Origin of the sequence: Trichocoleus sp. FACHB-46 (assembly GCF_014695385.1) — a bacterium.
In the GTDB taxonomy this organism is placed as follows: Bacteria; Cyanobacteriota; Cyanobacteriia; order FACHB-46; family FACHB-46; genus Trichocoleus.
This window is the reverse complement of record NZ_JACJOD010000003.1, coordinates 1-26,391: the sequence shown is the minus strand read 5'-3', so window position 1 is coordinate 26,391 and position 26,391 is coordinate 1. Positions and strand designations below refer to the sequence as shown.

At 47.1% G+C, this 26,391-nt stretch carries 20 protein-coding genes; 19 read left to right on the top strand and 1 reads right to left on the bottom strand.

Annotation, left to right across the window (positions count from 1 at the left end):
• From H6F72_RS00140 to H6F72_RS00050, 19 genes are all read left to right on the top strand, one after another.
• Positions 1-765: tetratricopeptide repeat-containing serine protease family protein (locus tag H6F72_RS00140; RefSeq protein ID WP_190431010.1), on the top strand; the 765-nt coding region annotated here is incomplete at its 5' end.
• A 123-nt stretch (positions 766-888) separates the two neighbouring features.
• Positions 889-1,776 (top strand): ATP-binding protein, encoded by an 888-nt coding sequence (locus H6F72_RS00135; protein WP_190431009.1) that lies wholly within the window; start codon positions 889-891, stop codon positions 1,774-1,776.
• Between the two features lie 85 nt (positions 1,777-1,861).
• Complete coding sequence (locus H6F72_RS00130) at positions 1,862-2,845, top strand: hypothetical protein (protein WP_190431008.1); 984 nt, start codon at positions 1,862-1,864, stop codon at positions 2,843-2,845.
• A 216-nt stretch (positions 2,846-3,061) separates the two neighbouring features.
• Positions 3,062-3,862: a polymorphic toxin type 28 domain-containing protein gene (locus H6F72_RS00125; RefSeq protein WP_190431007.1), complete on the top strand. Its 801-nt coding sequence runs from the start codon at positions 3,062-3,064 to the stop codon at positions 3,860-3,862.
• 185 nt (positions 3,863-4,047) lie between these two features.
• The gene (locus tag H6F72_RS00120; RefSeq protein ID WP_190431006.1) at positions 4,048-4,968 is read left to right on the top strand and encodes a hypothetical protein; all 921 of its coding nucleotides are present in this window, start codon (positions 4,048-4,050) and stop codon (positions 4,966-4,968) included.
• Positions 4,969-5,013: 45 nt separating this feature from the next.
• A complete protein-coding gene (locus H6F72_RS00115; protein ID WP_190431005.1) occupies positions 5,014-5,901 on the top strand; it encodes a hypothetical protein in 888 nt (295 codons plus the stop codon).
• Between the two features lie 437 nt (positions 5,902-6,338).
• Positions 6,339-7,586, top strand: coding sequence for a polysaccharide biosynthesis/export family protein (locus H6F72_RS00110; protein ID WP_190431004.1), 1,248 nt, complete (start codon positions 6,339-6,341; stop codon positions 7,584-7,586).
• Between the two features lie 33 nt (positions 7,587-7,619).
• Entirely contained in the window at positions 7,620-9,713 is a 2,094-nt protein-coding gene (locus tag H6F72_RS00105) for an exopolysaccharide transport family protein (RefSeq protein WP_190431003.1), read from the top strand.
• A 43-nt stretch (positions 9,714-9,756) separates the two neighbouring features.
• A complete protein-coding gene (locus tag H6F72_RS00100; protein WP_190431002.1) occupies positions 9,757-11,967 on the top strand; it encodes a serine/threonine-protein kinase in 2,211 nt (736 codons plus the stop codon).
• A gap of 14 nt (positions 11,968-11,981) precedes the next feature.
• Positions 11,982-14,105 (top strand): FHA domain-containing protein, encoded by a 2,124-nt coding sequence (locus H6F72_RS00095; protein WP_190431001.1) that lies wholly within the window; start codon positions 11,982-11,984, stop codon positions 14,103-14,105.
• A gap of 643 nt (positions 14,106-14,748) precedes the next feature.
• Complete coding sequence (locus H6F72_RS00090) at positions 14,749-14,931, top strand: hypothetical protein (protein WP_206755410.1); 183 nt, start codon at positions 14,749-14,751, stop codon at positions 14,929-14,931.
• Positions 14,932-15,542: 611 nt separating this feature from the next.
• A complete protein-coding gene (locus tag H6F72_RS00085) occupies positions 15,543-16,214 on the top strand; it encodes a response regulator transcription factor (protein ID WP_190430999.1) in 672 nt (223 codons plus the stop codon).
• Entirely contained in the window at positions 16,214-18,157 is a 1,944-nt protein-coding gene (locus H6F72_RS00080; protein ID WP_190430998.1) for a CHASE2 domain-containing protein, read from the top strand. Before H6F72_RS00085 ends, H6F72_RS00080 begins: the two co-directional genes overlap by 1 nt.
• A 100-nt stretch (positions 18,158-18,257) precedes the next feature.
• Entirely contained in the window at positions 18,258-18,992 is a 735-nt protein-coding gene (locus H6F72_RS00075; protein WP_190430997.1) for a DUF928 domain-containing protein, read from the top strand.
• 63 nt (positions 18,993-19,055) lie between these two features.
• Complete coding sequence (locus tag H6F72_RS00070) at positions 19,056-21,254, top strand: CHAT domain-containing tetratricopeptide repeat protein (RefSeq protein WP_190430996.1); 2,199 nt, start codon at positions 19,056-19,058, stop codon at positions 21,252-21,254.
• A 213-nt stretch (positions 21,255-21,467) separates the two neighbouring features.
• Positions 21,468-21,824 carry a hypothetical protein gene (locus tag H6F72_RS00065; protein WP_190430995.1) on the top strand — a complete coding sequence of 119 codons (357 nt, stop codon included), beginning with the start codon at positions 21,468-21,470 and terminating at the stop codon, positions 21,822-21,824.
• Between the two features lie 180 nt (positions 21,825-22,004).
• Entirely contained in the window at positions 22,005-23,012 is a 1,008-nt protein-coding gene (locus tag H6F72_RS00060; protein WP_190430994.1) for a trypsin-like serine protease, read from the top strand.
• A 176-nt stretch (positions 23,013-23,188) separates the two neighbouring features.
• Positions 23,189-23,689: a DUF3592 domain-containing protein gene (locus H6F72_RS00055; protein WP_206755409.1), complete on the top strand. Its 501-nt coding sequence runs from the start codon at positions 23,189-23,191 to the stop codon at positions 23,687-23,689.
• 477 nt (positions 23,690-24,166) lie between these two features.
• Positions 24,167-24,823 carry an ester cyclase gene (locus tag H6F72_RS00050; RefSeq protein WP_190430992.1) on the top strand — a complete coding sequence of 219 codons (657 nt, stop codon included), beginning with the start codon at positions 24,167-24,169 and terminating at the stop codon, positions 24,821-24,823.
• Positions 24,824-25,728: 905 nt separating this feature from the next.
• Here H6F72_RS00050 and H6F72_RS00045 read toward each other — a convergent pair.
• A complete protein-coding gene (locus tag H6F72_RS00045; RefSeq protein WP_190430991.1) occupies positions 25,729-26,214 on the bottom strand; it encodes a DUF4279 domain-containing protein in 486 nt (161 codons plus the stop codon).
• Positions 26,215-26,391: the final 177 nt, after the last annotated feature.

Below are 26,391 nucleotides of genomic sequence, written 5' to 3'. Positions count from 1 at the left end.
TCTCCCAAAATTGGCCAAAAAGCTTATGCGATCGGCGATCCCAAGGGTTTAGAGAGAAGCCTCAGCGATGGCATTGTCAGCCGTATCGACGGCAGTGGCCTGATTCAATTTACTGCAACTGCGAGCTTTGGAAGTTCTGGTGGACCTCTGCTGAATGAGGATGGTCAGGTTATTGGGATTGTTCAAGGCGGCAATCCGGGCACCAATCTCAACTTTGCCATCCCCGCTGCTGCCATCAACAATCTGCCAGGACGGCGAGGACTTGTGGCTCAACAACGTCAACAAATTGGACACTACACTCTGGCAAGAAATCTTCAGTTCAGACAAGGCAACTATCAGAAAATGTTGACGATCTTGAACGAAGGGATTCGCCGCTATCCCAATAATGCAGTGCTGTATTTGAATCGCGGAACTGCTAGAAGCTCTTTACGAGACTACCAGGGCGCGAAAAGTGACTATTCACGCTCTATCGAGCTTAACCCGACCTCACTAGCTTATAGTAACCGAGCCCAGGTTTATACCATCCTCAAGCAGCAGCAGCCAGCCCTTGAAGATTTCACTGCAGCAATCACACTCAATCAGGGTTGGGGTGGGAGCAATATTGGAGCGGCGTTCTACGATCGCGGTGAGCTTCAAGTCAAACTCGGTAACACCAAGTCTGCCATCTCAGACTTCAAACAAGCCGCCAAGTTTTATCAACAGATTGGCAATTCAGAACGCTATCGTACTGCCCTCGATCGCATTACGCTGATCAGCGCTCCGTAGCGGGCGATCATCACAGAGTGATTGTTGAAAAGCTTGTAGGTGTCTAACACTACAACAATCCTATTTGGATCGAGAAAGTACTTTCATAACTCTTCCCATTCACCAATACTTTAGGACTGCTATATGTCAGATCTCAACGCCTTAATTGATCAAAACTTGGAAAAGATGCAAACGTTGTCACAGGAAGCGGAGCACACACTAGAGGAAGTCAATCAAGTGGAGCAAGTTGTCACAAGCTTACTTGAAACTATTGCGTCTAAAGAGCAAGAAACTCTGGCAAGCTTTGAAGCTGTGAGTGGCCGCCTCACTGAAACTCAGAACAATTTGGAGACCGAGCTACAGGAAGCTAAGGACAATCTAGGGCAACTACAAGAAACAGCAGAGGCTTTAGAGAGCCAACTGGACGAGTTTTCTAGCGAGGTGCGTAGCCAGCTGAGCGATGTGAGAGGTCGTGCGGAAGAAATGCTGGCAGAAATTGATGGCAAAGCAGGAGACGTTCAAGCAACGCTCGATCGCCTAACTCAGCAAGCGAAGGAGTTTGAGACGGATGTCGATGGTTTGGAGGACGGTGTCACTCAAGAATTGGAGGCATTACGAGAGTCTGTTGACAGCACTAAGGACGAGCTCACCGATCGCAGAACAAACTTAGGGGAGCAATTTGACAGACTGGCAGAGACGATCGGGGAAAAGCTGCGAGCCCTGCAAGAAAACTTCAATGAATTAGTGCAAGAAAGCGGTAATGAATTCACTCAAGTCAATACTGCATTGACCACTGCCGCAAATGAAGCGATTAGTGAGATTAATCAAAAGTTCAGCGAAGTTGATGGTGAAATTGTGAATTCAGCTCAGGAGTTAGCCACCGCATTATCGGCTGTCGGTGAAGCGGGAACAACCGATTGCGAGCGCATCAATGACAAGTTTGGCGACGTGATTGATCAGGCTGGCGATGTTGTTTCAATTATTCAGGAAATGATGCCAGTTTTGGAAAACGTTGAGGCAACGCTCAGTTAACTGTTCGATGTCTAATCAATGGGTTTGAAGTGATTTTGTCAGCAGTTTCTAAACACAGTTTCTAAACACATAAGGAGCTAGCCGTATGGCAGAGGCAATGGAACTCAACCAAGCTGTCGAGGAGACTAATGAAGGCTTAGAACGGCTGCTAACGTTGCTGGAGCAGGCTTGCACACAATTTAGAAATGCCTGTGCAGAGATGGAAGCAGAGAGTGAGGGTCTTCAACAAGGGTCTGAAATCGAAACGCATTTGGATGCGCTCGATCGCAGCTTGCAGGAGGCAGAAGACTCGCTTGAAAGTGGTAGCAGTGAGATCTCCACTGAATTGGATGATTGGCAACGAGTGCTCACGGAAGCAACGTCAGCACTGGAGGAAAACGGGCAGGCGATCGAAGGAATTCACAGCCATTTTCAGGAGGTAGCGAGCAGTATTGCAGAGTTTGAAACTGGGACTGCGGAAGTTGAGCAGGCATTGACAGGGATGGCTGACACGACTGTTCAACTGGAGGATGCGCTAACAAGCGCGATCGCCACAACTCGGCAGGCGTTTGAAAACTTGGATCAGGCGATTTCTGAGTTTCAGCAGCAAGTTGACTCGTTCTCTGAGCTGGAGACTGAGGTTGATGCGCTGATGAGTGAGATTAGTGACAATCATCAAGAAGCGGTTGAAACAGGGTTCGACGAATTAAGTGAGAACCTCAGTCAGGAGCAATTGAATGACATTCAAACTGGTTTTGATGACTGTGAGACAACCCTGAAGGAATTGTTTGAGACGTTCAATACGGATGTTGCAGAAACGTCTGATGGCTATCAGGAGGATGCATCTCAAGTCTTCTCGAATTTCGCTGACGACTGTGAAAGTACACTCCAAACTGAGATTGAGAGTGCCGCTGAAGAGACGATTAATGAGGTTGCCGAAGGGCTGATAAACGAAGTGGATGAGACACAGACTGTCATGACTTCGGGCTTGTCTGTTACTGCTGAGTTGGAGCCACTGGTGCAAGAGGTGGAAACGGCTGAAAGAGTAATGGTGGCAGCGAATACGATCGTTGAGGAAATGGTGAGTTAGTAAAGCGTAGATTGAGTTTCATCGCTCAACCTAACAGCTTTTAGAAACCTTGGCTCTGAATATCCGAATCGTCAAGCTGGCGTTATTGCATAACAATGCTCTGGTTACTGCCGATGACATGCTCAAAGGTGGCTTAGGCTGATCGTCTTTCTAAATTGAGCACAAATGATTTTCTGATTCAAATTTATTCATTGCACAAGAAGGAAACCTTCAATCATGAGTGCAGCAGATTTAATGGCTCGCATTGATACGGCAAGGAACGATCATCAAAGAGCAAGCGATATGTTGGCTGAAGCCCGAAATACGGGACGAACAGAAGAACCTCAACCTCCGGAGCCACCGCGAGAAAGACCGGTTGATAGCCCCGGAGGCATCAGCGATATTGGTCATACGATTTTAGACGTTGCAGGTCTTATTCCTGTTGTTGGTGGTGTTGCTGATTTGATTAATGCAGGTTGGTATGCAGCAGAAGGAGATTATGTAAATGCAGGTCTTTCAGCGGCTGGTGCGATTCCTTTCGTCGGTGACGCTGCCACTGTGGCAAAGCTTGGTACAAATGTAGCTGCTGCGGCATTTTTTCTCAGGAATACTGATAATGCTGCAGATGCTGCTAGATATGCTGACGATACAAGAAGTTTGCCAGGCATTGGAAGAAATCCAGGGCTTAGCGATAGGGCCACAGAAGCAATTCAAAAGTTACAGAATATTAGAGATAATGTGTTGGGGAAGATTAATAAGGAACCTGGTCACAATCATTATGACGCTGCAAGAAGAGAAGCAGCTGGTGAGGTTGTAGCACTACGACCAGATGGAAGTCCACGCAACCATATAGGAGAGTTACAAGAGGCTTATGGAGGCTTGAGGAAGATTCGTGAAGCTCTCGAAGCAGAAATTTGGAACCCACCTTCTACAGTATCTGAGCGTGGAATAGAGGTTTTGTATGAACAACGGGGACGAGTTAATCATGAAATAACTGAATTGCGGCGCTTTCTAAATGAGATTGGGCATCCACCATAACTTCCTGTTCTGTGAGAAGTAGGGGGAGCAGATTAATTTTGCTTGAACAGAGGAGTTATTCACTTAAATAGGCAAAACCACAGAAGGGAGCAATACTATGAACCGAGCGATCGCCATTCAAAAAATTGAGTTTTTTAGAAGCAGATTAACAGAATTTGCTTGAAGTTATTGGAGATATTCAAATCATGAGTGAAACAACAGATTCATTAGAGCAAATGGCAACCGAAATACCTGAAAAGTTGAACCTCTTGGTTCAAGATGTTACAGCGATTCAGGAGGAAGCCGATGGGTTAGAAACTAGCCTGGATGAGATGCAAAACCAGGTAACGAATCTGCTTAGCCAGATTGAGACAGCAATAGATGATTTGCAAACAGAAGTGACAACGTCCAAAACTGAAATTGGTGAAGAAGTTGCAGATTTAGAGAGTGAGTTTGAGTCATTCAAAAGCGACATCACAACTGCCCAAGATGAATTAGCAGCTGAGCTTCAAGAAGCTCAAGGAAAGTTGACAGAGCTAACAGGGCAGCTAGAACAGGGACAGAGCGAGCTTGCAGCCTCCGGCCAGGGTGCTGAAGCCGCCCTAACACAAGCACAAGGCATTCTGCAATCTGGTCAGGAGCAATTGGATAGTGCTGTTGATATCACCAGTCAGGCAGTCGATGCTCTGCAACAGAGTGTTGATACAACCCAGACAGCCCTGAGTGATCAGGTGCAGCAATTAACCGATGAATTAGAGCAAACTCAGCAGGAAGTAACCAGCAAAGTTCAAGAGATTGTGGATACATTTTCAAACCTGGACGAGCTAGAAACAAAACTCTCTGATATTCAAACAGCCACAGTTCAGGAGGAAGTCGATCGACTGCTGGAAACAACCCAACAAAGCGTTGGAGAGATCAGAGAAACAGTTGAGAGCGCAATTCAGCACGTTGTTGATGCGATTCGAGACAAAAACAGTGAGCTGGCAGATGCAGAAGGCAACATTTCATCAGGGCGCGGTGAATTGGAAGCACTGATTAATCAGCTAGAAGAGCTGATCGACCCCATTCAAAAGGGAATCGACAATGTAAAAGAAGTAGCCGACAAATTCGCGGTGCCGTGGACGTGATGGATTGAGGACGTGATCAATTCAACAAAGAGATAGGAGCGTGTCATGACAGATCTTCAAACGGCAGCAGCAGAAACAACTACCAAACTATCAACCATCCTGGAAGAAACTGAGCAAACTCAAACTAGCTTGCAAGAAGCGAAAGCTGAAATTGCCCGAGTCCGCCAGCAAATCGAAGCTGCGTGGGCACAACTAGACGAGCAGGCACAATCGCTGATTGAGCAGATCAGCAGCAATAAGGGAGAACTCGGGAGCACAGCAGACTCGGTCAATCAAATGCTGGTGCAACTGAAAGACCGGATCAACTCAACGCAGGATGAGCTAACTCAGGAGTTAGAAGGAACCAAAGAGGCGATCGCTGCGATCGATGATAAACTCGCCGAACTTAGCCCTGAGCTTGAGCAAGAAGTGCAAGAGGCTGAGGATGCGTTCAGCGCCTTGCAGGACAAAAACATTGGTGCAGAAGTCGAAGCTGCGGCATCTCAAACTCAGCAATCATTTCAAGAAGCCAATCGCGAATTGGGAACGTTTCAAGCTGAATTAGAGCAGCGCACTGAAGCGTTGCACAATTATACAGATCAGGGAATTTCTGCGATTAATGATGGTACGACTGCATTAAACGAGCATCTCGATGGATTGGTAGACCAATTCACTGAACAACTAACAACCGTTGGAGATGAAATCGAAGCAGCCGTTGAGCAAACAATGGGGCAAGTTACTGCTGCTCAAGACGCTCTCTTTCAGCAGATGACTGATGTGGCTCAGGAACTTGAGGACGCTATGGATAAGCTGACGAATGCAGTAGAAACTGCTGGTGACAGTGTTCAGGATGCCAGTCTCACAGTGGTAGATGGAATTGAGTTAACCAGTGAGAGTTGCAAAACTGCCGTCAACTTGTTGACCGAGGCAAAGGAATCACTTGAGAAGCTTTAGAGCTACCGTGTATACAAATCTTGGCTACGTTGGCAGACTAGACCGGGGGACTTCCCCCACATCCCCCGAAAGGAGTTGACGGTGAGCCACGATCGCTGAGTCGATCAACTCCAAGTGCAGCAGTTTTAACCTCTGCACTAGCGTAATTAACTCAGACTCCCACTTGCAACCACCAAACCTTTCTGAAGGGGGTGCGGGGGACGCAGCCGCCCCTCGCATAGAGTTTCGCTTTCACCCTAGATCCTAAATGCCACCTGCTACAGAAGCTTCAGCAGTTGTCTAAACACCGTAGGTCCCCAACCAGAAACTCGATTAAAGACAAACAGGATCGCTATCAGTGCAAGTAAAAACTTGCGATTGCCTCAGAAGACTGATTCCAAACTAATTCCTCGACTCGGTTATCGAAAATAATCAACCGAATTGCTGTGAGGGTAACCATGATGAATCATACACTTTCTTCAACCAACAATTCACCAAAATCAGATCTAACAAAACCAAATACTCAGCGGCAACTCAGCTCAACCGTGCTCATCATTTCGCTGTCTTGGTTGCTGTGGGGATTAAGCCTGTTTAGTTTCTTGTCGATCGCGGTTGGCCAAGAAACGCCGAAGCAGCAATCCACCGAAACTCCCAATCAAACCAATCCTCCTGCTCAAAATTTACCTGAGGAATCCACACCTGCTCCGCCCAGCGGTGAAAATTTAGAGAATTTAGAGGATTCTGAGGATGGCGACTTTAGCTCCTATCGCTTAGGTCCCGGAGATGCGATCGCCGTCAGCGTTTCACCTCGTGGTAAAGATCTCAATTTCAACGCCACCCTAGATTGGCAAGGCAACGTATCCGCTCCGCTGCTAGGCATTCTCAGCCTGAACGATCTGACGATCGCGCAAGCGCAAGCGAAAATCCGAAATCAACTCAACGAATACATTGTTAATCCTCAAGTTGGCATCGTTTTGGGCACGGCTAGACCCGTTAAAGTTATGGTCATGGGTGAAGTTGCTAAGCCTGGCTTCTATGCCCTCCAAGATCCACGGCTTCCAGTGGCACTAGTCGATGCAGGTGGTACGACCCGTTTTGCAGATTTGCGAGCGGTACAAGTTCGGCGCAATATCGGCAGTGACTCAGCGGTTGAACAGAGCATTGACCTGTTTACACCGCTCAAAGAGGGGAGCCAGCTACCCGACCTCCGGTTGACGGATGGGGATGTCATTCAAATTCCGACGTTAACTGCTGCGGCAGCGAGTTACGATCGCGAACTACTTTCTAAATCCAATCTTGGACAACCGAAGATTACAGTTCGCGTTTTGGACTATTCCAGCGGAGTGAACCGATTACAGTTGGAAAACGGCAGCGACTTTCTCGATGCACTCACTGGAATCAAACCCGATGTTCAGCGGGTAAATCTAAAAAAAGTGCTTTTAGTGCGGTTTGATCAGAAGGAAGGCAAAGCGGTTAGTACCGTCATTAATGCCAGGAAAACCCTCAGCGGCGATCATTCACAAAATCCGGTTTTGGAACATAACGATGTCGTTGTGCTTAATCGCACCTGGATTGCCAAACTGAACCATACATTCAGTCAAATTACACAACCATTCAAAGATACTTTGGGCTTCTTGCTGTTCTTCGACTCAGCAGGAAATAGCGTCAACACCGTTTTTGGCTCTGAACGCCAAGAAAACAAATAATTCCAGTAGATAAACCTCATTGTGGTAAAGGCAATGAAAGGCTATTCATCTTTCAAGCGTTATCTAGCAGCGCTGAATCGACATAAATGGGCAGGACTGGGCTGCTTTGCGGCGACCGCAGCAATTGCAGGAGCATTTGCTCGTGTACAACCTGAGCCTCAAACCGCTTTCCTGGTTCAAGGAGCAGTAGTCTATCAGATTGCAACGGCGACGAATTCGACAAAAGAAACTCAACCGTCCATGGAACAACAGCAAGTTCCCAATCCAGAATCGCTGCTATCGGAGCCAGTGATTCGGTTAGTGACTGAAAACCTCAAATCTAAAAAACAAACGGTTGAGCCAAATATCCTTCGCAGTCAGGTCAAGCTGAAGCAAGATTCCAAGCAAGCAAATAAGATTTTGATTGAATATCAGGATGATGACGAGCAGCGGGCCAAGCTGCTGGTTGAATCACTGATCAACGCTCTGCATCATCAAAGTCTCACGGCGAAGTATAAAGACATTGAAGCATCTCTTCGAGTTTTAAAGGACCAGAAAAGAAAACTTGAAGAGGATCTGCAAGTTGCAGAAGAAAAGCTCAAAGATTTCAGTCAGCAAGAGCGACCTGCAATTCAAGCCGCGATCGACGGTAGTCTAGTTTCAGCGATTACGACTAGCCAGCAGCAACAACGCCAGTTCCGGCGTGAAATGGCAGGAATCGATGCAGAAATTTCCAGCCTTCAAAAAAGACTAGGACTAACTCCAGAGCAAGCTTATATAGCTTCGGCACTCAGTGCTGATACTACGATTAGTAATCTCAAAGCAAAGCTCTATGAAATCGAATCAGAAATTGCGAACCAAAGCCAAGAGTTGCAGCCAAAGCATCCAGATATTGTGGTATTGAAACACCAACAAAAGACGTACGAAAATCAACTACAGCAACGAGTCGGAGAGGTTATTGGAGGTGATCGCAATCGTGTATCACTTCAAACAATTAACGACCTCCAAAATGGAACTAGTTTGGACAAGGCTCGCCAAGATCTCGCGAACAAATTAGTTGCTTTACAGACTCAGCGCGATCGACTCGCTCAAGAATTGACGATTCTTGACCGATTTGAACCAGAGCTGCTGCAGACCTACAAAGATGGAACGGCGCTAAAGCTAGAACTAGACGAGCGAACACGAGATGTGACTCGCTATCGAGAAGCATTTGATCAGCTACAAAAGCAACTAGCAGCGACGGAATTGAGGAGAGCTGGATTAAGGAGCGATTGGATGAAAGATGGCTCACCTCAAGTAAAAGCTATCACTGATTGGAGTTTAAGCGAGCCCGTCATTCTTGTTTTGGGAGGAGTTCTTGGCTTACTCCTCAGCGCAGGACTGGTACTGTTGCTAGATCTTGTCAACGGCAAAATCCTGGTTCCAGAAGAGGTTCACGCGATCGCGCAGGGGCGCATGCCGGTTCTAGGTATTCTACCCTCACTTCCACAGGGCAGGCTTCCTATTGTCATTGAAGCGAACTCTCCACACCTGGAATTCTACGAGTTGGTTCGCAGCAGCTTGCATCATTACAGTGGCAAACAGGCTATCAAAACAATTGTTTTCACGAGCATTACAGGCAAAGAAGGAAAAACTGTGAGCGCTTATAATCTTGCGATCGCGTCTGCCAAAGCCGGGAAAAAAACGCTGTTAATTGAGGCAGATTTGCGATCGTCCTCTCAAGCAAGTGTTGTGCAAGTAGATCCGGTGCAATGCGAAAAGATTGATTCATCAATCGACTACATGAATGCTGAAAACATCCATGAGGTTGCAACGATTCAGAACCTACATATTTTGCCCAGCCCTGGTCCGATTGAGCAGGCAGCAGAGGTATTGGAGTCCGCACGATTCCAGGCATTACTGAGATATTCACGCGACACGTTTGACTTCGTTGTCATCGACACATCCGCCCTCAGATACAGTGATGCACTGTTGGTAGAGCCGCATACTGATGGACTTGTCCTTGTGACACGACCAGGTTACACCGATCGTAAAAATCTTCAGGTTGTGATTGAAAAGCTGAAGGAGTTTGGCGATGTAAAACTGCTTGGGGTCGTTGTCAATGGTGTGGCAATGACGGCTGAACATTCACAGCTAATGTTCTTGTAAAGCACTGCCGCAGGGATTGTGCGTTCTTTTGGAGGATTATTGAATGCTAGGCAGAATAGTCCTTAATCGCTACAAAGTCGTAAAATTTTTAGGTTCTGGTGCTTTTGGTAAAACCTATCTAGCAGAAGAGTTGGATGTACCAGACAAGCCACCTTGCGTCATCAAGCAGCTGCAGCCGCAAACAGACAATTCAGCATCATTCGCATCAGCGAAAGCGTTATTTAATCGAGAAGCGGAGGCTCTCTTTCGGTTAGGTAAGCATGAACAAATTCCTCAGCTTTTTGATTATTTTGAGGAGGAGGGTGAGTTTTATTTAGCAGAGGAGTACGTCCAGGGAGAAACGTTAAGAGCAGAACTACGCAATCATCAAGCTTGGGATGAAGCGAAGGGAATTTCCTTTTTAAGGGATACTCTGCAAGTTCTGCATTATATCCATGAGCAAGGCATCATTCATCGGGATATCAAACCGGAAAACATTATCCGTCGCCACGAAGATCAAAAGCTATTTCTGATCGATTTTGGAGCGGTCAAGCAAATATCTCTGCTAAATCAAGAGCAACCATCGCCCACGATCGTTCATAGCCGTGGGTACAGCCCTCCCGAGCAGTTAGCTGGCATTCCACAGCCGAATAGCGACATCTATGCCTTGGGAATGACCTGTGTGGAAGCACTAGCTAAGGTGAAGCCAGAGGCATTGACGGACCTGAGAGACCCTAAAACTCGTGAACTTACTTTACCAGAGTCTGTAAGGATCAGCGCTGAATTTGAATCTATTCTTACAAAAATGGTCGAGATTGATTCACGAGAACGCTATCAAACTGTCAGTGATGTGATGCAAGCATTACAGGCTCTCTTAAATTCAACCGCCACAGACCTGTCAGTCAACTTAAATCCTCAACTTGAAATTGAATCCGAGAACGTAGATACTTACAGTCCAACCGAGATTTCTTTGAGGAAGCAGACAGGTTGCCAACTTTATACTCTAACCGAGACTTCTGTTAATACCTTTAATTCTCAGACAGAAACCTTAGTAACTGTAGCCTCGCAAACGAGTGATAAGCAGGAGCAAATAGATCGATTGATCTCTAAGATTGATCGGCATCAATTAAAAAGCAACTTAAATCCTACTAGAAAAATTACTGAGCTAAGCGATTATCTAGACTCAACACAAAAGCAGTTCAAACCCATTACTCACATCGTTAACTATGCTTCTAGAAGGAGGTTGCTGTGTTTGGGGTTTTTAGCATTTGTGTCTATTGGGCTCATATCTACTGCCCTTCTAGTGTTGGGGAGTATGAACCCCAGATCTCAGGTAAGTCAGATGCCAAAAAGCACAGATGCGCCTCAGCAAATTGAGATCGAGAAACAAGATGAACTGCAAAACCACAGATCAGAGATTAAATTACTCAATTTTGCTTCTGATGACATCTCTCTGATTTCCGGTGAAGAGAACGGCTCTATACAAGTTTATGACTTCAAACAGAAGTCAGTGAAACGTTTGATTCAGCTGAAAAGCAGGATTCGCGCGGCAGTAAGTAACAGTCAACAACAAACATTAGCTGTTGCTACTGAGGCGAAGGCAATTGAAATTTGGAGCCTAGCAGGAAAAAAGATTAATCAGATTTCAACAGAACAACTAATTTGGTCATTGGCGCTGAGTCAAAACAATCAATTTTTGGCTTATGGAGAGCTTGGTAGAGTTAGAGTGGTCGAAAAGCCTCAGCAAAATCAGAGACTGACTGAGAAATACAAACTCTTTTACAAAAGCTCAGAACCCATTCGATCGCTCGCATTCAGTCCTGATGCTTCCACGTTAGCTGGAGGAAGTGCAGATGGTGCGATTAAGATTTTGAAATTTTCAAGCAATAGTTTGCTCACGTTGAATGGGCATCTAGACGACATTAGCTCAGTTGCAATAAGTCCTGATAGCAGAACTTTAATCAGTAACAGTGCAGATAATACGATTCGTATTTGGGATATGACCACTGCCAAGGATCATCTTTCACCCATCCAGTCTGACCTTGGCGATGGGAAGGCTGTAGCAATGAGTTCTGATGAAAAATTGCTTGCTGCAGGCGGATTTTACGGCACAGTTAAAATTTGGGATCTACAGACAGGTAATCTCCTTGCAAGCATTTCTGAGTATGCAACGGAGATAACAGCACTGGCATTTAGTCAAGATGGTCGATTATTCGCGATCGGAGACAGGGACGGTAGAATCCGAATTTACAAATTAAGGTGGGCTGCCAGATGAAGGTACAGACTAATATGGCTTCTAAAAACAGTCAACTGTTGACTTATATCGAAGATACTAGAAAAATTATTGCCAGCGATCTTGAAGAAGAGGAGCTTCAAAATATTCTTTATAGCTTGGATAGAGTCACTGCTGACTTGAATTTGAATAAGCTCAGCATTCATTCTGTAGCTTATGATGTAGAGGTAGTTCAGTCGTTTTATAGCCTCCTAGGCGATCAGAAGATTTTAGACGATAACTATCAGCTGCAGTTCTACGACTTGTCGAAGTTACTGCGACAAAAACAACAATCTCCACACTCAGCCTGTCTAATTCTTCAGAAATTAGAAAGTGAAGATGTTAAACAAACTCTTTATGAATTACCAGACCAGCAAATTATTACTGTTGGACGCAAGCCTGGTTCTGATGTTTGTCTTCCAAACTACTACACCTACGTTAGTGGGCAACATTTAGAAATAAAGTGTTATGGCTCCGAGAATAACAGCTCCAACTACCTGTGGAAAGTACACAGTTCTGCTCAGTGCCGAAATGGCACCTATATTAACGGTGAACAATTGCTTGGAGAGAGAGTTTTGCGATCGGGCGATCGCATTGTTCTGGGCAGCGATAGTCCCTCGTCTAAAAGTCCAGAGCTGGTTTTCCAGAGTATAGATAACTCAAGTGACAAATATGAACTTAAAAAATCAGTAGATTGCGATATTTTATTTTTTGTAACTGATACTCAGCTTGAAGCATTAAATGGAATAGGAGAGTTACTGAGCTTATTGACTAATGCATCGGTAATTGAGTTCTTTCTGGTAATTCTGCCTAGCAAAAGCTCTGAAAATATTAGTGTCTCTCGTTACCCCGATCGTTCTATAGAGCTTAAGGAGTTAAAAAACTGCTTACTTACCTTAAATGAAAAACAGCTTGGTTTAATCAAAATCCAACGCTGTTTAGCTAAAACCATCCTTGTAATTGATCAAGCTAGTGAATTTATTCAATGTCAACAAAAAATACTTCAACAAGGTATTGAGAATATTGAGAAGCGGCAATCTTCAAAAAGTCAAAAAAAATCTGGTTTAGATATTAATTTACTAATTAAAATCATTAATGATCAGAAAGTGGATTTTTTGCGCTCTGTGGATGCTATTGTGCAGCAATCTAAACAGGACTTGCTAGACGATTCTCTTGCAGAGAGTATCTCATATAAACTTCAATTATTAATAGATGAATTAGAAATCTGTATAGTTAAGCAAAAAGGAAAGCAGTATCTTGAGTTAAGACCGAGAGCAACCGAATTAGATGTTAATGACTTTTTAGTTACAGTCTGTAAGCAAGAGCTGCTTGATTGGGCGAACGAGGAGTGGACCAAGATTTGTAAGCAATATGTCAACAGTGGATTAGAAGGCTTAGTCCGGACGGCTAACATAACGCTGCAAGCTGTACTAACGGCGAACGATAGTGAACCTTCGCTCAAATTTAGAGATCAAGTTGAAATTGAAGAAAGCTTTCAAGATCCTCTGAGGCGAATAAATTGCAAAATTGAGTATCAGGAAGATCCAATCTGGACTTACTTCATTAAAAAAATTAGAGGTTTTGTCTTTCAAATTATGGGAGCACTATTCTTGCTCAGCTTTCTAGGGCTCAGCAGAAGTGCTGTTATCAAAGCTATTAATAAGCAAGTGTCAAGTTCTCCTTTTCTTCTGATTCTAGTGATCACCATGCTTGTTTGGTTGCTTCATAAGTTGTGGAAGAGTTATCAAACAAATAAGCTTTTGGAAAAGCATAAGGCAACTGAAAAACTTAGACAAGAACTACGCACCTATTATCAAAAAATCATCAAAAATCGCTTTGTCGACAAAGTAGTTCAGAAACTGGATGTTACCTTGAAGAACGAAATGAGCAAGTTTGATCGTTACATTAAGTCAGCGTTAGAGATTGCAAGTCAAAGCTCTTCTGAGGTAGAGGCTGCTCCAGTCGATCCAAAAGTGTATTTGAAAGACTGTCAGACTAAAGCCGTTAAGCTAGAGCGTAAAATTAGAGATTTACAGAAAGTTAAAGATAAGATTCAGCGACTTCATGCCAATCTTCAAAGTCCTGCTGGAGGCAGAGTTAATTCAATTGAAGTGGCCCCAAAAAATTGGATAGGTAGCTAAGCTCTGAACGACTGGCTCATGATAGAGGTAGTTTATGGCAAACAAACGCAAACAACATAGCGCTTAATTCAAAGCCAAAGTTGCCCTTGCCGCAATCCAGGGTGAGAAGATAGTAGCAGAGTTGGCAAGCCAGGATGACGTCTATCCGACGATGACCAACAACTGGAAACGGCAACTGCTAGAGCGAGCAATGTCTTTGAGTCAAGCACTTCTGCCGTCTCCGCCCAAAGCGACCAGCAGGCACAAATTGATGAACTCTATCGGCAAATCGGGCAACTTGAGGTAGAACGGGATTTTTTAGCCAACAGGTCAGCACAGTTGAGCTTGAAGCCCCTCAGGGGGTAACAGGAAGCTTGAAGCAGATGTGTAGCTGGTCAGTGTGATTTATCGAGGACGAGCTTTGCTTTTGTACTGGCAGTTCTTGTCGCATTCTGGGAGTTCGGGCTTAGCGCAACAACAGGCAGTTCTGCGCCCACTCTTAGTGCTGCTGAAGTCTTATCAAGTCGTGGTCTTAGGTGACCGTGAATTTTGCTCAGTGCATCTGGCGCAATGGTTGTGCCAGGAGAAGCTCAGCTTCTGTTTACGCTGACGCTGTAACGAGTACGTTTAAGATGAAAACGGTTCAGTTCAGCAACTCTAACCCTTGGGATTAAAACCCGGTCAATCGCACTTTTTCGAGCAAGTTAGGGTGGCGAAACAAGCGGGAGTTGGACTGTTTAACGTAGCGGGTTATTGGAAACGAGCGTATCGAGGTCATTGCGAGAAAAGTGCTTGGTTTCTCTTAGCCAATCTGCCCTCCTTAGGTGCTGCTGTTCACGCTTACTAGCATCGCATAGGCATCGAAGCTTTTTTTCGTGGCTACAAAGGTAGGGGATACCAAGTCGAATCTACTCGTCTCCATCCTCAGCGCTTATCTGGTTTATTTGTCCTCGTAGCCCTTGCCTATACCAGTGCGGTCATTCAAGGTCATGAAGTTTGCACTTGAGGCTTAGCTAGCTATATTTGTCGAGCTAAAGAAGGACGAAGAATGAGGTGCAGACATAGCGATTTCTAGGCGGTTCGTATGCCCAAGCCTGCTTAGATGGAATGGACTTAGCCACCGATTGGAATAGAGTCTTGGATGCAGCTTAGTAGCAATAAGCAACCCTATCTTCAGCAAGGCTTACACGCTGCTTCCCTCATCCAGTCGTTGTTCTAGCCTTCTTGTTACCCCTAAGTGGTGCTTGCGTAAGTCCCGCTCTGACTCCAAGGCTTTGAAACAGAATTGAGTTTGCACTTTCCCGCAAGGGTTGTTGTCAGCACCCGCTAGGAAGCTTGGCGATCGAGCGTAGTTCCTGATTTGATGTTTTCCTTTATCCTGGGAGGGAAATGAGACTGTTTGCACCCTCGAAGTTTTCCTCGGAAATTAGTTATTGCTGGAGTTGAAGGCAATTGACCATGCGCTCACCCTTATCGGAAGTCACCAAACCCACCTTTTTAATTGTTGATGATCATGAATCTGTCTTGGGCGGCACTTTGCATATTTTGCAGCAGGAGTATCCTCAGGCTGAAGTTGTCACGGCGTGCAATGCTCAGGCAGCCTTAGAGCAAATGGCAGCGCTTCAACCGGATTTGGTCATTGTAGACTTAGTCATGCCAGAGACGGCGGGAGCCACGGCACAAGCTCATGCGGGATTGCAACTCCTGAAGATGCTGATGGAGCGCTATCCGACGCAAAACTTAGTGGTGCAAAGTGCTCACATCCGGACGCTGGTGTGGCTCAAGCCCGCGATCGACAATCATCAGGGAGGATTCACCATCGTGGATAAAAGCCTCCCCATGAAAGAGCTGTTGCAGATGGTGGATTGGTCTTTAAAAGAACGCACCTACACACCCAGAGAAATTCGCAATGGGCTGCAACTGAACGCGAAATGGCTGGAAGTGTTGCAGTTGGCTTTTCAAGAGAGCTTACAGGATACAGCGATCGCAAAGCGGATGAACATCTCCGAGCGGACGGTGCAATACTATTGGAACAAAATCCGAGACGTGTTGGAAGTCTATCCTGACACCGACAAGAATCTGCGGATTCAGACGGAATTACGAGCCAGAGAAGTAGGACTCATTGACTAGTGAGCTACCAACTTTGGAAAACCCTGCAAGCTGAACTCAAAATCTGGCGGAGAAGTGCGCTGCCAGGACTCGTGGTGATTGTCGGGGTCGTCTTGGTTCGGCTGACAGGAGGATTGCAGTTTTTAGAACTGGTGGCGCTGGATCAACTGCTGCGATCGCGCCCCTCTGAACCGACCGATGAGCGCATTGTGATTGTTGGTATCACAGAAGCAGATATCCAACGCGCTAAAACATATCCGATTCCAGATGGTGTAATTGCAGCGCTGATCAACCAGTTGCAAACGTATCAGCCTGCGGTCATTGGTTTAGATATCGTACGGGATCTCCCTGTAGAACCAGGACATGCAGCTTTAGACTCCGTCTTTCGCACCCAAGCCAATGTAATCGGGGCTGAAATTGCTTTACCTGACCGGAGTGGCTATACGGTTGCACCTCCTCCAGCTTTACCGCCTGAACAAGTTGGGTTTGCGGATGTGCCTCTAGATGGAGATGGCTATCAACGGCGGAGCCTCCTAGGAGCGCACGATCGCCAGGAAGAATATCATTTCTCCTTCACGATGCAGGTGGCAAAAGCGTATCTGGCAACCAAAGGCATTGAACTCAACAACGGCATCCGAGATCCAGAAGCGATGCGCTTTGACTCAGTCGAGCTAACGCGGGTTCAGCCAAATACAGGCGGATATGTCAAAGGGGATGCGGGGGGCAATCAAATTTTGCTCAATGTTCGCAGTGGACGACAACCCTTTCGGGTGCTCTCCCTGGCTCAGATTCAAGCAGGGCAGGTTGATCCTGACTGGCTACGGGGAAAGATGGTGCTGATTGGGGTGATGTCGTTTAGTGCCAAGGATTTGGCGAGCTCTGGGGCGATTGTGGGAATTGATCCGGGGCGTATCCACGGGGTGGAGATGCAAGCTCATGCCATCAGCCAGATTACCAGTGCGGTGTTGGATAACCGCCCGTTACTCAAAGTTTGGGGCGAGGGCTGGGAGTATCTGTGGATTATCAGTTGGGGTGTAATTGGCATCAGTTTGGGGCGTTGGTTGCGACCGGGGCGTCTGCTTCTGGCCTTAGCAGTGGTGAGTGGCAGCTTGATTGGCCTGAGTTATGGAGCAATTCTGTTAGGTTGGTGGATTCCTCTAGTGCCTGCACTGTTAGGACTGGTGCTCAATGGAGCAGGGCTGACGGCTGCCTTGTTCTACCGTCATGAGCAGGAGTTGCGATCGCGCTTGGAAGAACGACAGTTTGTGATTCAACAAATCTTCGATGCGATTCACAGCGAACCGTTGCAACTGCTCAGTAAAGTGTTGCGCGAAGAACAAGCCCAAGACCAACCCTCGCCTTTGCTCTCCGATTTGCAGCGCATGAAGCAGGAGATTTATGCTATTTTTGGCTCTGCTCAGCGCAAGGTGTTTGACGAGGCAGGGAATTTGCAATTGGGTGGAGAGATTGAGTTTGCCCTGCAAGCACCGCTCCATGAACTGCTCTACAGGGTGTACATCAACACCCTAGAACGAGATTTGCCCCATTTCAGCCATCTCAAATTCAAGATTGTGCAGTTTGAGCCTTTAGACACGCAGCACCTGCGTTTGGAGCACAAGCGAGCCCTCTGTCGGTTCCTGGAAGAAGCTTTGTGCAATGTGGGCAAGTATGCGGAGGGAGCAACTCGCTTAACGGTGATTTGTCAGCGGGAAGACAACCAGCAGGTAATTCGGATAACAGATAATGGACGAGGGCTCGCTGGGGTAGCAGCGGAGATGCCAGAACAGTCTCTCGCTCGCAAATTTCCTCAGCTCAAGTTCAAATCTTCTAGGGCTGGGATGGGAACTCAACTGGCAGAAAACCTGGCGAGACAGTTGGGAGGCAGCTTTCGGCGTTACCCAAACAATCCGAAGGGGCTGGTGTGTGAGCTAACTTGGCCGAAGCAAAAAAGGTGGTGGCGTTAGGGGGATTGCGCTTTCCCGCAAACCTAAATTGTGGCCAAAGCCCTGGTGTGTTTACGGTGTTTCCCCTATCGTTAAACACAAAATAGGGAGAATTGCGGAAATGACTCATCAATTCCAACTGTCTCTAGCGCAGCGATCGCAACGGTTTGTGGGTTTAGTGCTGGGTTTCTGGATGACCCTGGCCCCTGTGGCGCTGGCGAAATATGTGCCCCCGAAAAAAGCTTCAGCTCCCAAAACGACGAGCACGACGATCACTAGAGGGGGTTGCGCTGCGAATGCTTCTGGTCAACTAGCGACTCTGGTACCTTACAGTCATGTGGGATTGACGACGGCAAAGCGGCCCACGTTTGCTTGGTATGTACCCAATCGCGAAGCTTACCCGCTAGAGTTTCGCTTATTCCGCTCCAATGGGCAACGGCTGTATAAGACGCAGATGCAGAGCCAACCGGGGGTGATGCAGTTCTCGTTACCCGTTGAGCAACCAGAGCTACCACCGGGCGAATATATTTGGCAGGTGGCGTTACAGTGCGATCGCTTCTTTCCACCAGTAGTGGTGAGTGCGCAGATGCAAGTGGTGCAGCCTAGCCCAGAATTAGAGCAACAACTGGCAGCAGAGCCGAATGCCCCAAAACGAGCCAATCTCTACGCCGAGAACAGCCTCTGGTATGACGCGCTAGCCACTGCCCTCAAGAATGCTGGCACTCCTGAAAATCAATCAGTCCTTCTAGATTTGTTCAATTTTCTCGTTGCCACAGACACCCAAATGCTCAAGCAATGGAGCGATCGCCTCCTGCAACCGAGAGCCACTCAATCTACACCGCAGACCCCACGATAATGCCAACTCTTCCCCGTCCCCCTGCTGACCAAAGTCCGATGTCCCGGTTCCACTCCTCAGCTTATGCGCCCCCCACAAATTGCCCTCTTGGTCTCGCTCCTAGCCTCTTTTCCTGCGGGGCTACTATTGCCTCTCCCCCTTCTTCCCTTCAGCTCTCTCTCAGCTCTAGCACAAACTCTTGAATCCCGCGATGCAGAAGCAAAGCGCTTGTTACAGCAGGGGGGTCAGCAATATGGAAAGAGCCAATATCAGGAAGCAATCGAATCTTGGCAGCAAGCATTGGCAATCTATCGTGCCGCCTCAGATCGCAATGGCGAAGCTAGTGCATTAGTGAACCTGGGTAATGCTTACCGCTCGCTCTCGCAGTACCAGAGAGCGATTGAGTACCATCAGCAAGCGCTACCGATATTGCAGCAAGTGGGCAACCGCAATGGCGAAGCTAGTGCATTAGTGAACCTGGGTAATGCTTACCGCTCGCTCTCGCAGTACCAGAGAGCAATTGAGTACCATCAGCAAGCACTACCGATATTCCAGCAAGTGGGCAACCGTAAGGGGAAAGCTAGTGCATTGCATAATCTGGGAAATGCTTACCGCTCCCTCTCTCAGTACCAAAGAGCAATTGAGTACTACCAGCAAGCGCTACCGATATTCCAGCAAGTGGGCGATCGCAATGGCGAAGCCTATGCATTAGTGAACCTGGGAAATGCTTACCGCTCGCTCTCGCAGTACCAGAGAGCAATTGAGTACTACCAGCAAGCGCTACCGATATTGCAGCAAGTGGGCGATCGCAGTGGGGAAGGTATAACTCTAAATGACCTAGGGGCTACGCTTTTTGCGACTGGAAGTATTACTGCTGCTGAGAAAACTTTAGTTGCAGCGATCAAGATTCGGGAATCCCTGCGCTCTGAGTTGGTAGACGAACACAAAGTCTCGATCTTTGAAGGGCAGGCGAGCAGTTACCGAACCTTGCAAAAAGTATTAATTGCTCAGAACAAAGTAGAGGCTGCGCTGGAAATCGCAGAGCGGGGTCGAGCCCGGGCTTTTGTTGAACTGTTATCGCAGAGGCTAGGAAGTCAACAGCCAGTAAGTCAGATTCAGGAGGTAATCAAAGCACCTGATATTCAGCAGATTCAGCAAATTGCGAAAGCTCAGAATGCTACCTTAGTGCAGTATTCCATCATTTATGACAACTTCTCCTTTGAGGGAAAAGAAACATCTCGTGAATCTGCTCTCTACATCTGGGTGATTCAGCCCAATGGCAAGATTAGCTTCCGAGAAGTAGATCTCAAACCGCTTTGGCAGCGGCACGGCTCTTCTCTAGCAAGCTTGATTGTAGGGCAGCAAGAATTTCTCGCTGTTCGTAACCGTCAAGGTCTAACTTTTACTTCACCCCCTCAACCCGATTTGCCAACGCTACATCAACTGCTGATTGATCCGATCGCTGAGCTTTTACCTCAAGACCCCAACGCCCATGTCATTTTCATTCCTCAAGGGCCTCTGTTTCAAGTTCCTTTTCCTGCCCTCCAGGATGCTAAAGGGGACTATCTAATTCAAAAACATACAATTCTGACAGCCCCTTCTATTCAAGTGTTAGCCCTGACTCGACAACAGCGAGAGCAATTGGCTAGTCGGCAAAAAAGTAATGGTGGGGAAGCATTAGTCCTGGGTAATCCTAGCATGCCGAGTGTCTCTCTATCTCCCGGAGAGCCTAAACAACCGCTGTCTCCCTTGCCAGGAGCTGAGGAGGAAGCAGAGGCGATCGCCACTCTTCTCAACACCAAAGCCATCATAGGAGAAGAGGGAACCGAAACCGCGATCGCCCAAAAAATGTCCCAAGCTCGTTTGATTCATTTAGCAACACATGGGTTACTGGATGACATTCAAGGACTAGGAAGTGCGATCGCTCTCACTCCTTCTCGTACAGATGATGGCCTGCTCACTGCCGCTGAAATCCTCGACATGCAACTGCAAGCAGAATTAGTCGTTTTGAGTGCCTGCAACACCGCAGGAGGGAGAGTCACAGGGGATGGGGTGATAGGCTTATCCCGCTCCTTAATTGCCGCAGGGGTACCCAGTGTTCTAGTTTCCCTCTGGGCAGTCCCTGATGCTCCTACAGCCGAGTTGATGACCGCGTTTTACAAGAACCTCCAAAAGAACCCTAACAAAGCACAAGCCCTGCGCCAAGCCATGCTCAGCATGATGGGAACTCACCCTCAACCCAAAGATTGGGCCGCTTTTACCTTAATTGGAGAAGCCGAGTAGAACCTGTTAGCAACCGTCCTCAACGTTGAACTAGCAGTGCTATCCAGGCTGTGTCGTCTCCTTGGATTGCACCTTTCCGCAATCTCCTTTTGCATCCTTGAGTGGCTCAAATCTGTGGCTAGACCCGATGAAGTCACAACCCGTTTTACCTAAGCTGGGACTCAAAGCTGATTAGCAGCCCTTCGACGCATCTTGAATCCCAGAGGTACACAAATGTTGAGTTTATCCACTCATCTGCGCCCCATCTCCTTATCCCTCGCTCTAACGGCCTCTACCCTACTCTCTGTCCTGCCCGCTTCCGCTACTCGCTCTCAGGCCCAACCCCTACCCACCACTCACCCTTTCCAACAGCCAGAACAGTACGAATGGACGATCGCTGCTGAGACCTTGGTGCCACTGACAGGCGATCGCCTCCTGACTACGCTATCAGAAGCTGAGAGCCTCCAAGCCACCATCACCAACGCCTCCTTTGAGCAACCTGTGCAATTTGTGGTAATTCCCGATATCGAGGATTTGCTTCAGTCACCCCATTCTGATCAACTTCAGGCAGAGTACTTGCTTCAAAATTGATACTTCTCCCTTTGCACAGAATAAGCGCCAACTACCCTTCAGATTGCGCTTTCCCACAAACCAAGTTTGCCGATTAGCCCCTGGAGGCTTCCACTCCTAACACCTAGACTAAAAACCGATCGCCGAGCATCAAACGCTCTCTTGGTTCACCTAGACTTTTCATCACTTGAGGATTGCGATATGAAACTGTCTGTCCCCTTCAGTGCAACCGTCGGTGCTGTTCTTACCACCTTGTTTATCCAAAACGCAACTCACGCGATCGTCGCAACCGACAACACAGCCCTTTACAATCAGCAAGTTCAGTCGGGCCAGTTTAGTGGCGTGGTCGCTTTGCAGACCTATAATCCCTTAGATCAGCTCTTCAACCCCTTCTGTACAGGGTCGCTCTTGTCCGGAGGACAACATATCCTGACAGCAGCTCACTGCTTGACTGAAACAGGGACGAGTATCCTCTCCTCTAACCTACTCAGCCAGCCTTTTGTTGCCACATTCAATCTCCTCAACGGCCTTGCCCAAGTTCCCATCCAAGATCTGTTCATCCTACCCAATTGGACAGGAAGCTTAGATGAAGGAAACGATCTGGCAGTTCTATCCCTCCTTACTCCTGCCCCTACTACAGCCGCCCAGTACGACATCTACCGCAATAATGATGAACTGGGCCAGACCTTTACCAAAGTTGGCTACGGAAATTATGGCATTGGGCTGACAGGAGAAGTAGAAGGTAGTGTTTTCGATGGATTCGGCTTTTATGGTCAAAATCAATTTGAAGCTACAGAAGCCGATCGCCAAGGCTTGTTGAGCTTTCCTGGTACTTCGGCTGCTGAAAGTCAACTCCTTTATGATTTTGATAGTGGATATGCTACAGAAAATCTCATTGGTAGCTTAGGGGTAGGAAGTAGCGAAGTGAACACGGCACGAGGCGATTCGGGTGGCCCCGCTTTCATTGGCGATCGCATTGCTGGGGTTACTTCCTATGGGCTAGGTAATCCTGGTTTGCGCCAGTCAACGGATATTGATGACACGACCAATTCGACTTTTGGAGAACTGTCAGGGGATACGCGAGTTTCGACCTATGCTAGCTTCGTGGATACAGTTTTGGCTGGCAATGTTGCTCCTACAGAGCGCAATCAAGCAGCCAGTGTTCCCGAACCCTCAATTGTGTTAGGAATTATTGCCTTGGGAGCATAGTTCCTTAGAGGCAAACAGCCAAGAGTTTTATAAGCGCTCTGTCAAGAAAATGATGAGAGGCGATCGCTGAGCATGAGAGCTTGGAAGCCGCGATCGCCTCTATTGCTGAAAAACTACAGACTATTCTCTGTCAAATTCACAAGCCTAGAAAACTACCTAAAAGCTGAGTAGAGGTCATGATGAATCGTGAACAGTGGAGAGAGTTCCTAGGTGCTTGCATAGGGTTTCTATGCCTAAGGGGAACGGGTCTCTTGTTTGCTTCAGTAGCTGGGATGCTTTTGATCGATCTTCCCTCGTTCTACAAATCTGAAGTAGAGTTCCAATCTAAAGCAATTGCTGCAACTGGAACTGTTATTGGGGTTGCAGAGAAAAAAGAGTACTCTGGTGGAGGAGGCATTGTTCCTCTTACTGTTACCACAAAATATATAGCAACCGTAGAGTTTCAAACTAATCAAAGAAATTTGGTTGAATTTACAGCAAGTTCGGCTTGTTCAAGCCAGCGTGATTGTGAGAATAAGTTAGTTCCAGTACTATACAATCCAGACTTTCCTTCAAAAGCAAGAGTTGATTCTGGAGCTACACCTGAAGGCATGGCACAGGGACGGCTGGTGCTCAGTACTGTTTTCTTGGTAGCTGACATTGCTTTTCTTGGAATGGACCTAGGCAATTCGGGATAGCCCGAAGATGATTCAACTACTCAGTGTAATAACAAATTTCTCCTTGGTACTTTGATATCCTGTGCACTAATAAATCTATAGAAGGGAGTCTAATTCTAGAGTGAACTAATGGTATAAGAGCGATTGCTATCATTAGAAAAGAGCCAAGGTTCGATATTTTTTAAGATAGGGTTTAAGCATAAAATGTAGCATGGATTACTATTTGTAATTGCCTGTATGTTAAAGCTAAAAATATATAAAAGAATTTAGTCTATTGGCTTGGAGTAGCATACATTGCAAAAGGGTTGCTCTGTCTATTTAATTTGCTTGAGGTGTTATATCTAAATTATTAACCCAACCACTCCTTTGAGCATGTTATCTACAAAACTTCAACCCACAAGTTACTTGATGACTCGGCTTCCGCTGTAAGCATGGCTTTATCAGCCTATCGTTGAAAAAACAAATTTGCATTATCCAAGGTACAAGAGGTTAGTAGATATGAGTACAGACCAAACGTTGCCTCTATGGGTACAAGATCGCGAAGTCGTTCTCAAACAGGACGAGGGAATCGAATGGCGCGATCGCCAGCGGCCTGACTACTCCCACACAAACGCATCTCTGGAAAAAGAACGAAAATGTAACCATGCGGAAGGCTCTTTGAATGCCATTGCTTACAACTTGGTTAGAACTTTTGAAATGGAAGCCTCCTTCAAAACTAATCCTCAACAGTGGCTTTCGGTGGTAGCGGATAAATTTCGCATGAGTACCAATGGCGGGAAAGAATACAGTGCTCAAGATATTGTAGAGCAGGGAACATATAATCTATTTCTGGAAAACTCAGATCACTACTCTGCCTCTCATGAGACTTTTGCATCGTCCTATAACCTATTCCACACAGCTTTTCCCGATGGTTTCCACTGGGAACTCATTGAAGTCGTTGCAGGCTCTCCTAACGTTGTCTTCAAATGGAGACACTGGGGCACTTTCAAAGGAGTCTACAAAAACCATCAGCCGACCGGAGAAACCATTGAAGTTGTAGGTCTCAGCATCGCTAAAGTCACAGAAGATTTGAAGATTGAGTCTGTAGAGCATTTCTTTGATACGAATCAATTCTTGACAAAGCTAACCAGTGGCATGTGTCCTGTTAACCATTAGTCATTGGAATTAACGTTGGTGATTGAGCTGACCATCCGCAGGTTCTTCCCGCTTCCTCAATTGCCTATGTCTCACGTCTGCTATGCATCGTCGTATCTTTTTCTACAAATAGAATAATCACAAAAAGCTGTGTCCAGACTGTGATAGAGCGATCGTCCTCTTTCCCGGTTCACCCTTCAGGGATGGCAAATTTAACGAAAGTACAGATTTAATATGACCAAACATGACTGTATTTTTCGTCAATGGAAGAGATGTAGCGATCGCTTCAAGGAGGCCCGATTGCTAATAGAAAGCGGTTGAATGTCTGTAGGCGCAAGGGATTGAAGTCGATTAGGGAGAGTGAATTGTCACAGAAGTGGCCCTTACGCTCTTTTGGTGAAGCGATCGCCAGCTCTGCTGGTAGGACTAGGTGTTAGTTGATCTGGGTTGGTGTTAGAGAGGAGAAGTTGAGGGAAACAGGGGAGCAGGAGGGGTTTCAAGAGTTGAGATTGAGATTTGTGGCTGTTTGAGTTTTAGGGGTCGTTGAGGGCGATCGCGGTCCACGGAACGATTTCCGGTCGCTTATGGGTCAGCCACAAGAGCCCTAGAGGCGACGAGTGGATTAGGAGCCCAAAAATTTGATTGATGGGGAGGAGTCGCGATCGCGGCAGGGCCGAACTCAGTTGCTAGCAGTCCTAGAATAAACTTACTTCCAGTACTTGCCAGCCTCTTAGGATTGCGATCGCAGTGTTTTGATCACACCCTTTCACGCCCCTCAGCTCATCCAGGAAGTTTGTCCAATTTAGTCCTAATGGAAAACCAGCATTATCCACTAGGACAAATTTTTGATGTCGCAGCGGGGAAGGCAGGGGAAGGTGGCAGCGGGCATGGAAGTCGGAGGGGCGATCGTTCGCTGCAACGATTTGTTAGACCTCAGGCGCGGTGGGCTTGCCTTCGGCCTCGTCGTCGACCTGGTAGATGTCGAAGCCCATTCCTGCCCCGAGCTCCGCGACGCCCCGAATGGAGTCGGCGTCGAAGATCGGCCCTGTCCCCGCGTACAGGTAGGTCGACCTCCACACCACGTCGAAGTAGGTCTCGCCGCCCTCGGCAAAGGCTCGGATGACGGCGGCGTGGGGTAACAGCTGTGCGTGCAGGTAATGGAAATGCGCCCGCACGTCCTTTGAGTCGAGCTTTCCCCTGGTCCCGAGCGCCCACCAGCCCTCCTGCTCGGACCCGAGGAGTCTCCCCGCCCTGTTCCGCCGCTCGTCGCCTCGGCGCGCTTGTCTATCTGGCTGAAGCCCCGTCGCCATAGTTACGGCGTCCGGATCGAGGTCAGGCGCAGACACCGAAAACGTGACAGCGACGCCTCGGATGTGCGCTTCATGATGCGAATTCAACACCATCTCTGTCATATAGGTCGATTGAGGCCTAACGATGCCCATCACCCGTCGTAAAATAACCTTGGATGCTCAACAGATATAGCTATTGCCAGTCTGGTTAGGACGTAGACTGGCAATAGGAGTGATTGGTCCCCCAGGATGGCAATAGCTTATAGTTACGACTTCCGTCAGAAGGTGATGCAAGTCATT

Coding starts and splice junctions, on each gene's coding strand:
- H6F72_RS00105 (WP_190431003.1), top strand. CDS start 7,620: ATGAAAGGCTATTCATCTTTCAAGCGTTATCTAGCAGCGCTGAATCGA.
- H6F72_RS00110 (WP_190431004.1), top strand. CDS start 6,339: ATGATGAATCATACACTTTCTTCAACCAACAATTCACCAAAATCAGAT.
- H6F72_RS00050 (WP_190430992.1), top strand. CDS start 24,167: ATGAGTACAGACCAAACGTTGCCTCTATGGGTACAAGATCGCGAAGTC.
- H6F72_RS00115 (WP_190431005.1), top strand. CDS start 5,014: ATGACAGATCTTCAAACGGCAGCAGCAGAAACAACTACCAAACTATCA.
- H6F72_RS00055 (WP_206755409.1), top strand. CDS start 23,189: ATGATGAATCGTGAACAGTGGAGAGAGTTCCTAGGTGCTTGCATAGGG.
- H6F72_RS00100 (WP_190431002.1), top strand. CDS start 9,757: ATGCTAGGCAGAATAGTCCTTAATCGCTACAAAGTCGTAAAATTTTTA.
- H6F72_RS00065 (WP_190430995.1), top strand. CDS start 21,468: ATGTTGAGTTTATCCACTCATCTGCGCCCCATCTCCTTATCCCTCGCT.
- H6F72_RS00075 (WP_190430997.1), top strand. CDS start 18,258: ATGACTCATCAATTCCAACTGTCTCTAGCGCAGCGATCGCAACGGTTT.
- H6F72_RS00120 (WP_190431006.1), top strand. CDS start 4,048: ATGAGTGAAACAACAGATTCATTAGAGCAAATGGCAACCGAAATACCT.
- H6F72_RS00070 (WP_190430996.1), top strand. CDS start 19,056: ATGCGCCCCCCACAAATTGCCCTCTTGGTCTCGCTCCTAGCCTCTTTT.
- H6F72_RS00085 (WP_190430999.1), top strand. CDS start 15,543: ATGCGCTCACCCTTATCGGAAGTCACCAAACCCACCTTTTTAATTGTT.
- H6F72_RS00095 (WP_190431001.1), top strand. CDS start 11,982: ATGGCTTCTAAAAACAGTCAACTGTTGACTTATATCGAAGATACTAGA.
- H6F72_RS00130 (WP_190431008.1), top strand. CDS start 1,862: ATGGCAGAGGCAATGGAACTCAACCAAGCTGTCGAGGAGACTAATGAA.
- H6F72_RS00045 (WP_190430991.1), bottom strand. CDS start 26,214: ATGACAGAGATGGTGTTGAATTCGCATCATGAAGCGCACATCCGAGGC.
- H6F72_RS00125 (WP_190431007.1), top strand. CDS start 3,062: ATGAGTGCAGCAGATTTAATGGCTCGCATTGATACGGCAAGGAACGAT.
- H6F72_RS00060 (WP_190430994.1), top strand. CDS start 22,005: ATGAAACTGTCTGTCCCCTTCAGTGCAACCGTCGGTGCTGTTCTTACC.
- H6F72_RS00135 (WP_190431009.1), top strand. CDS start 889: ATGTCAGATCTCAACGCCTTAATTGATCAAAACTTGGAAAAGATGCAA.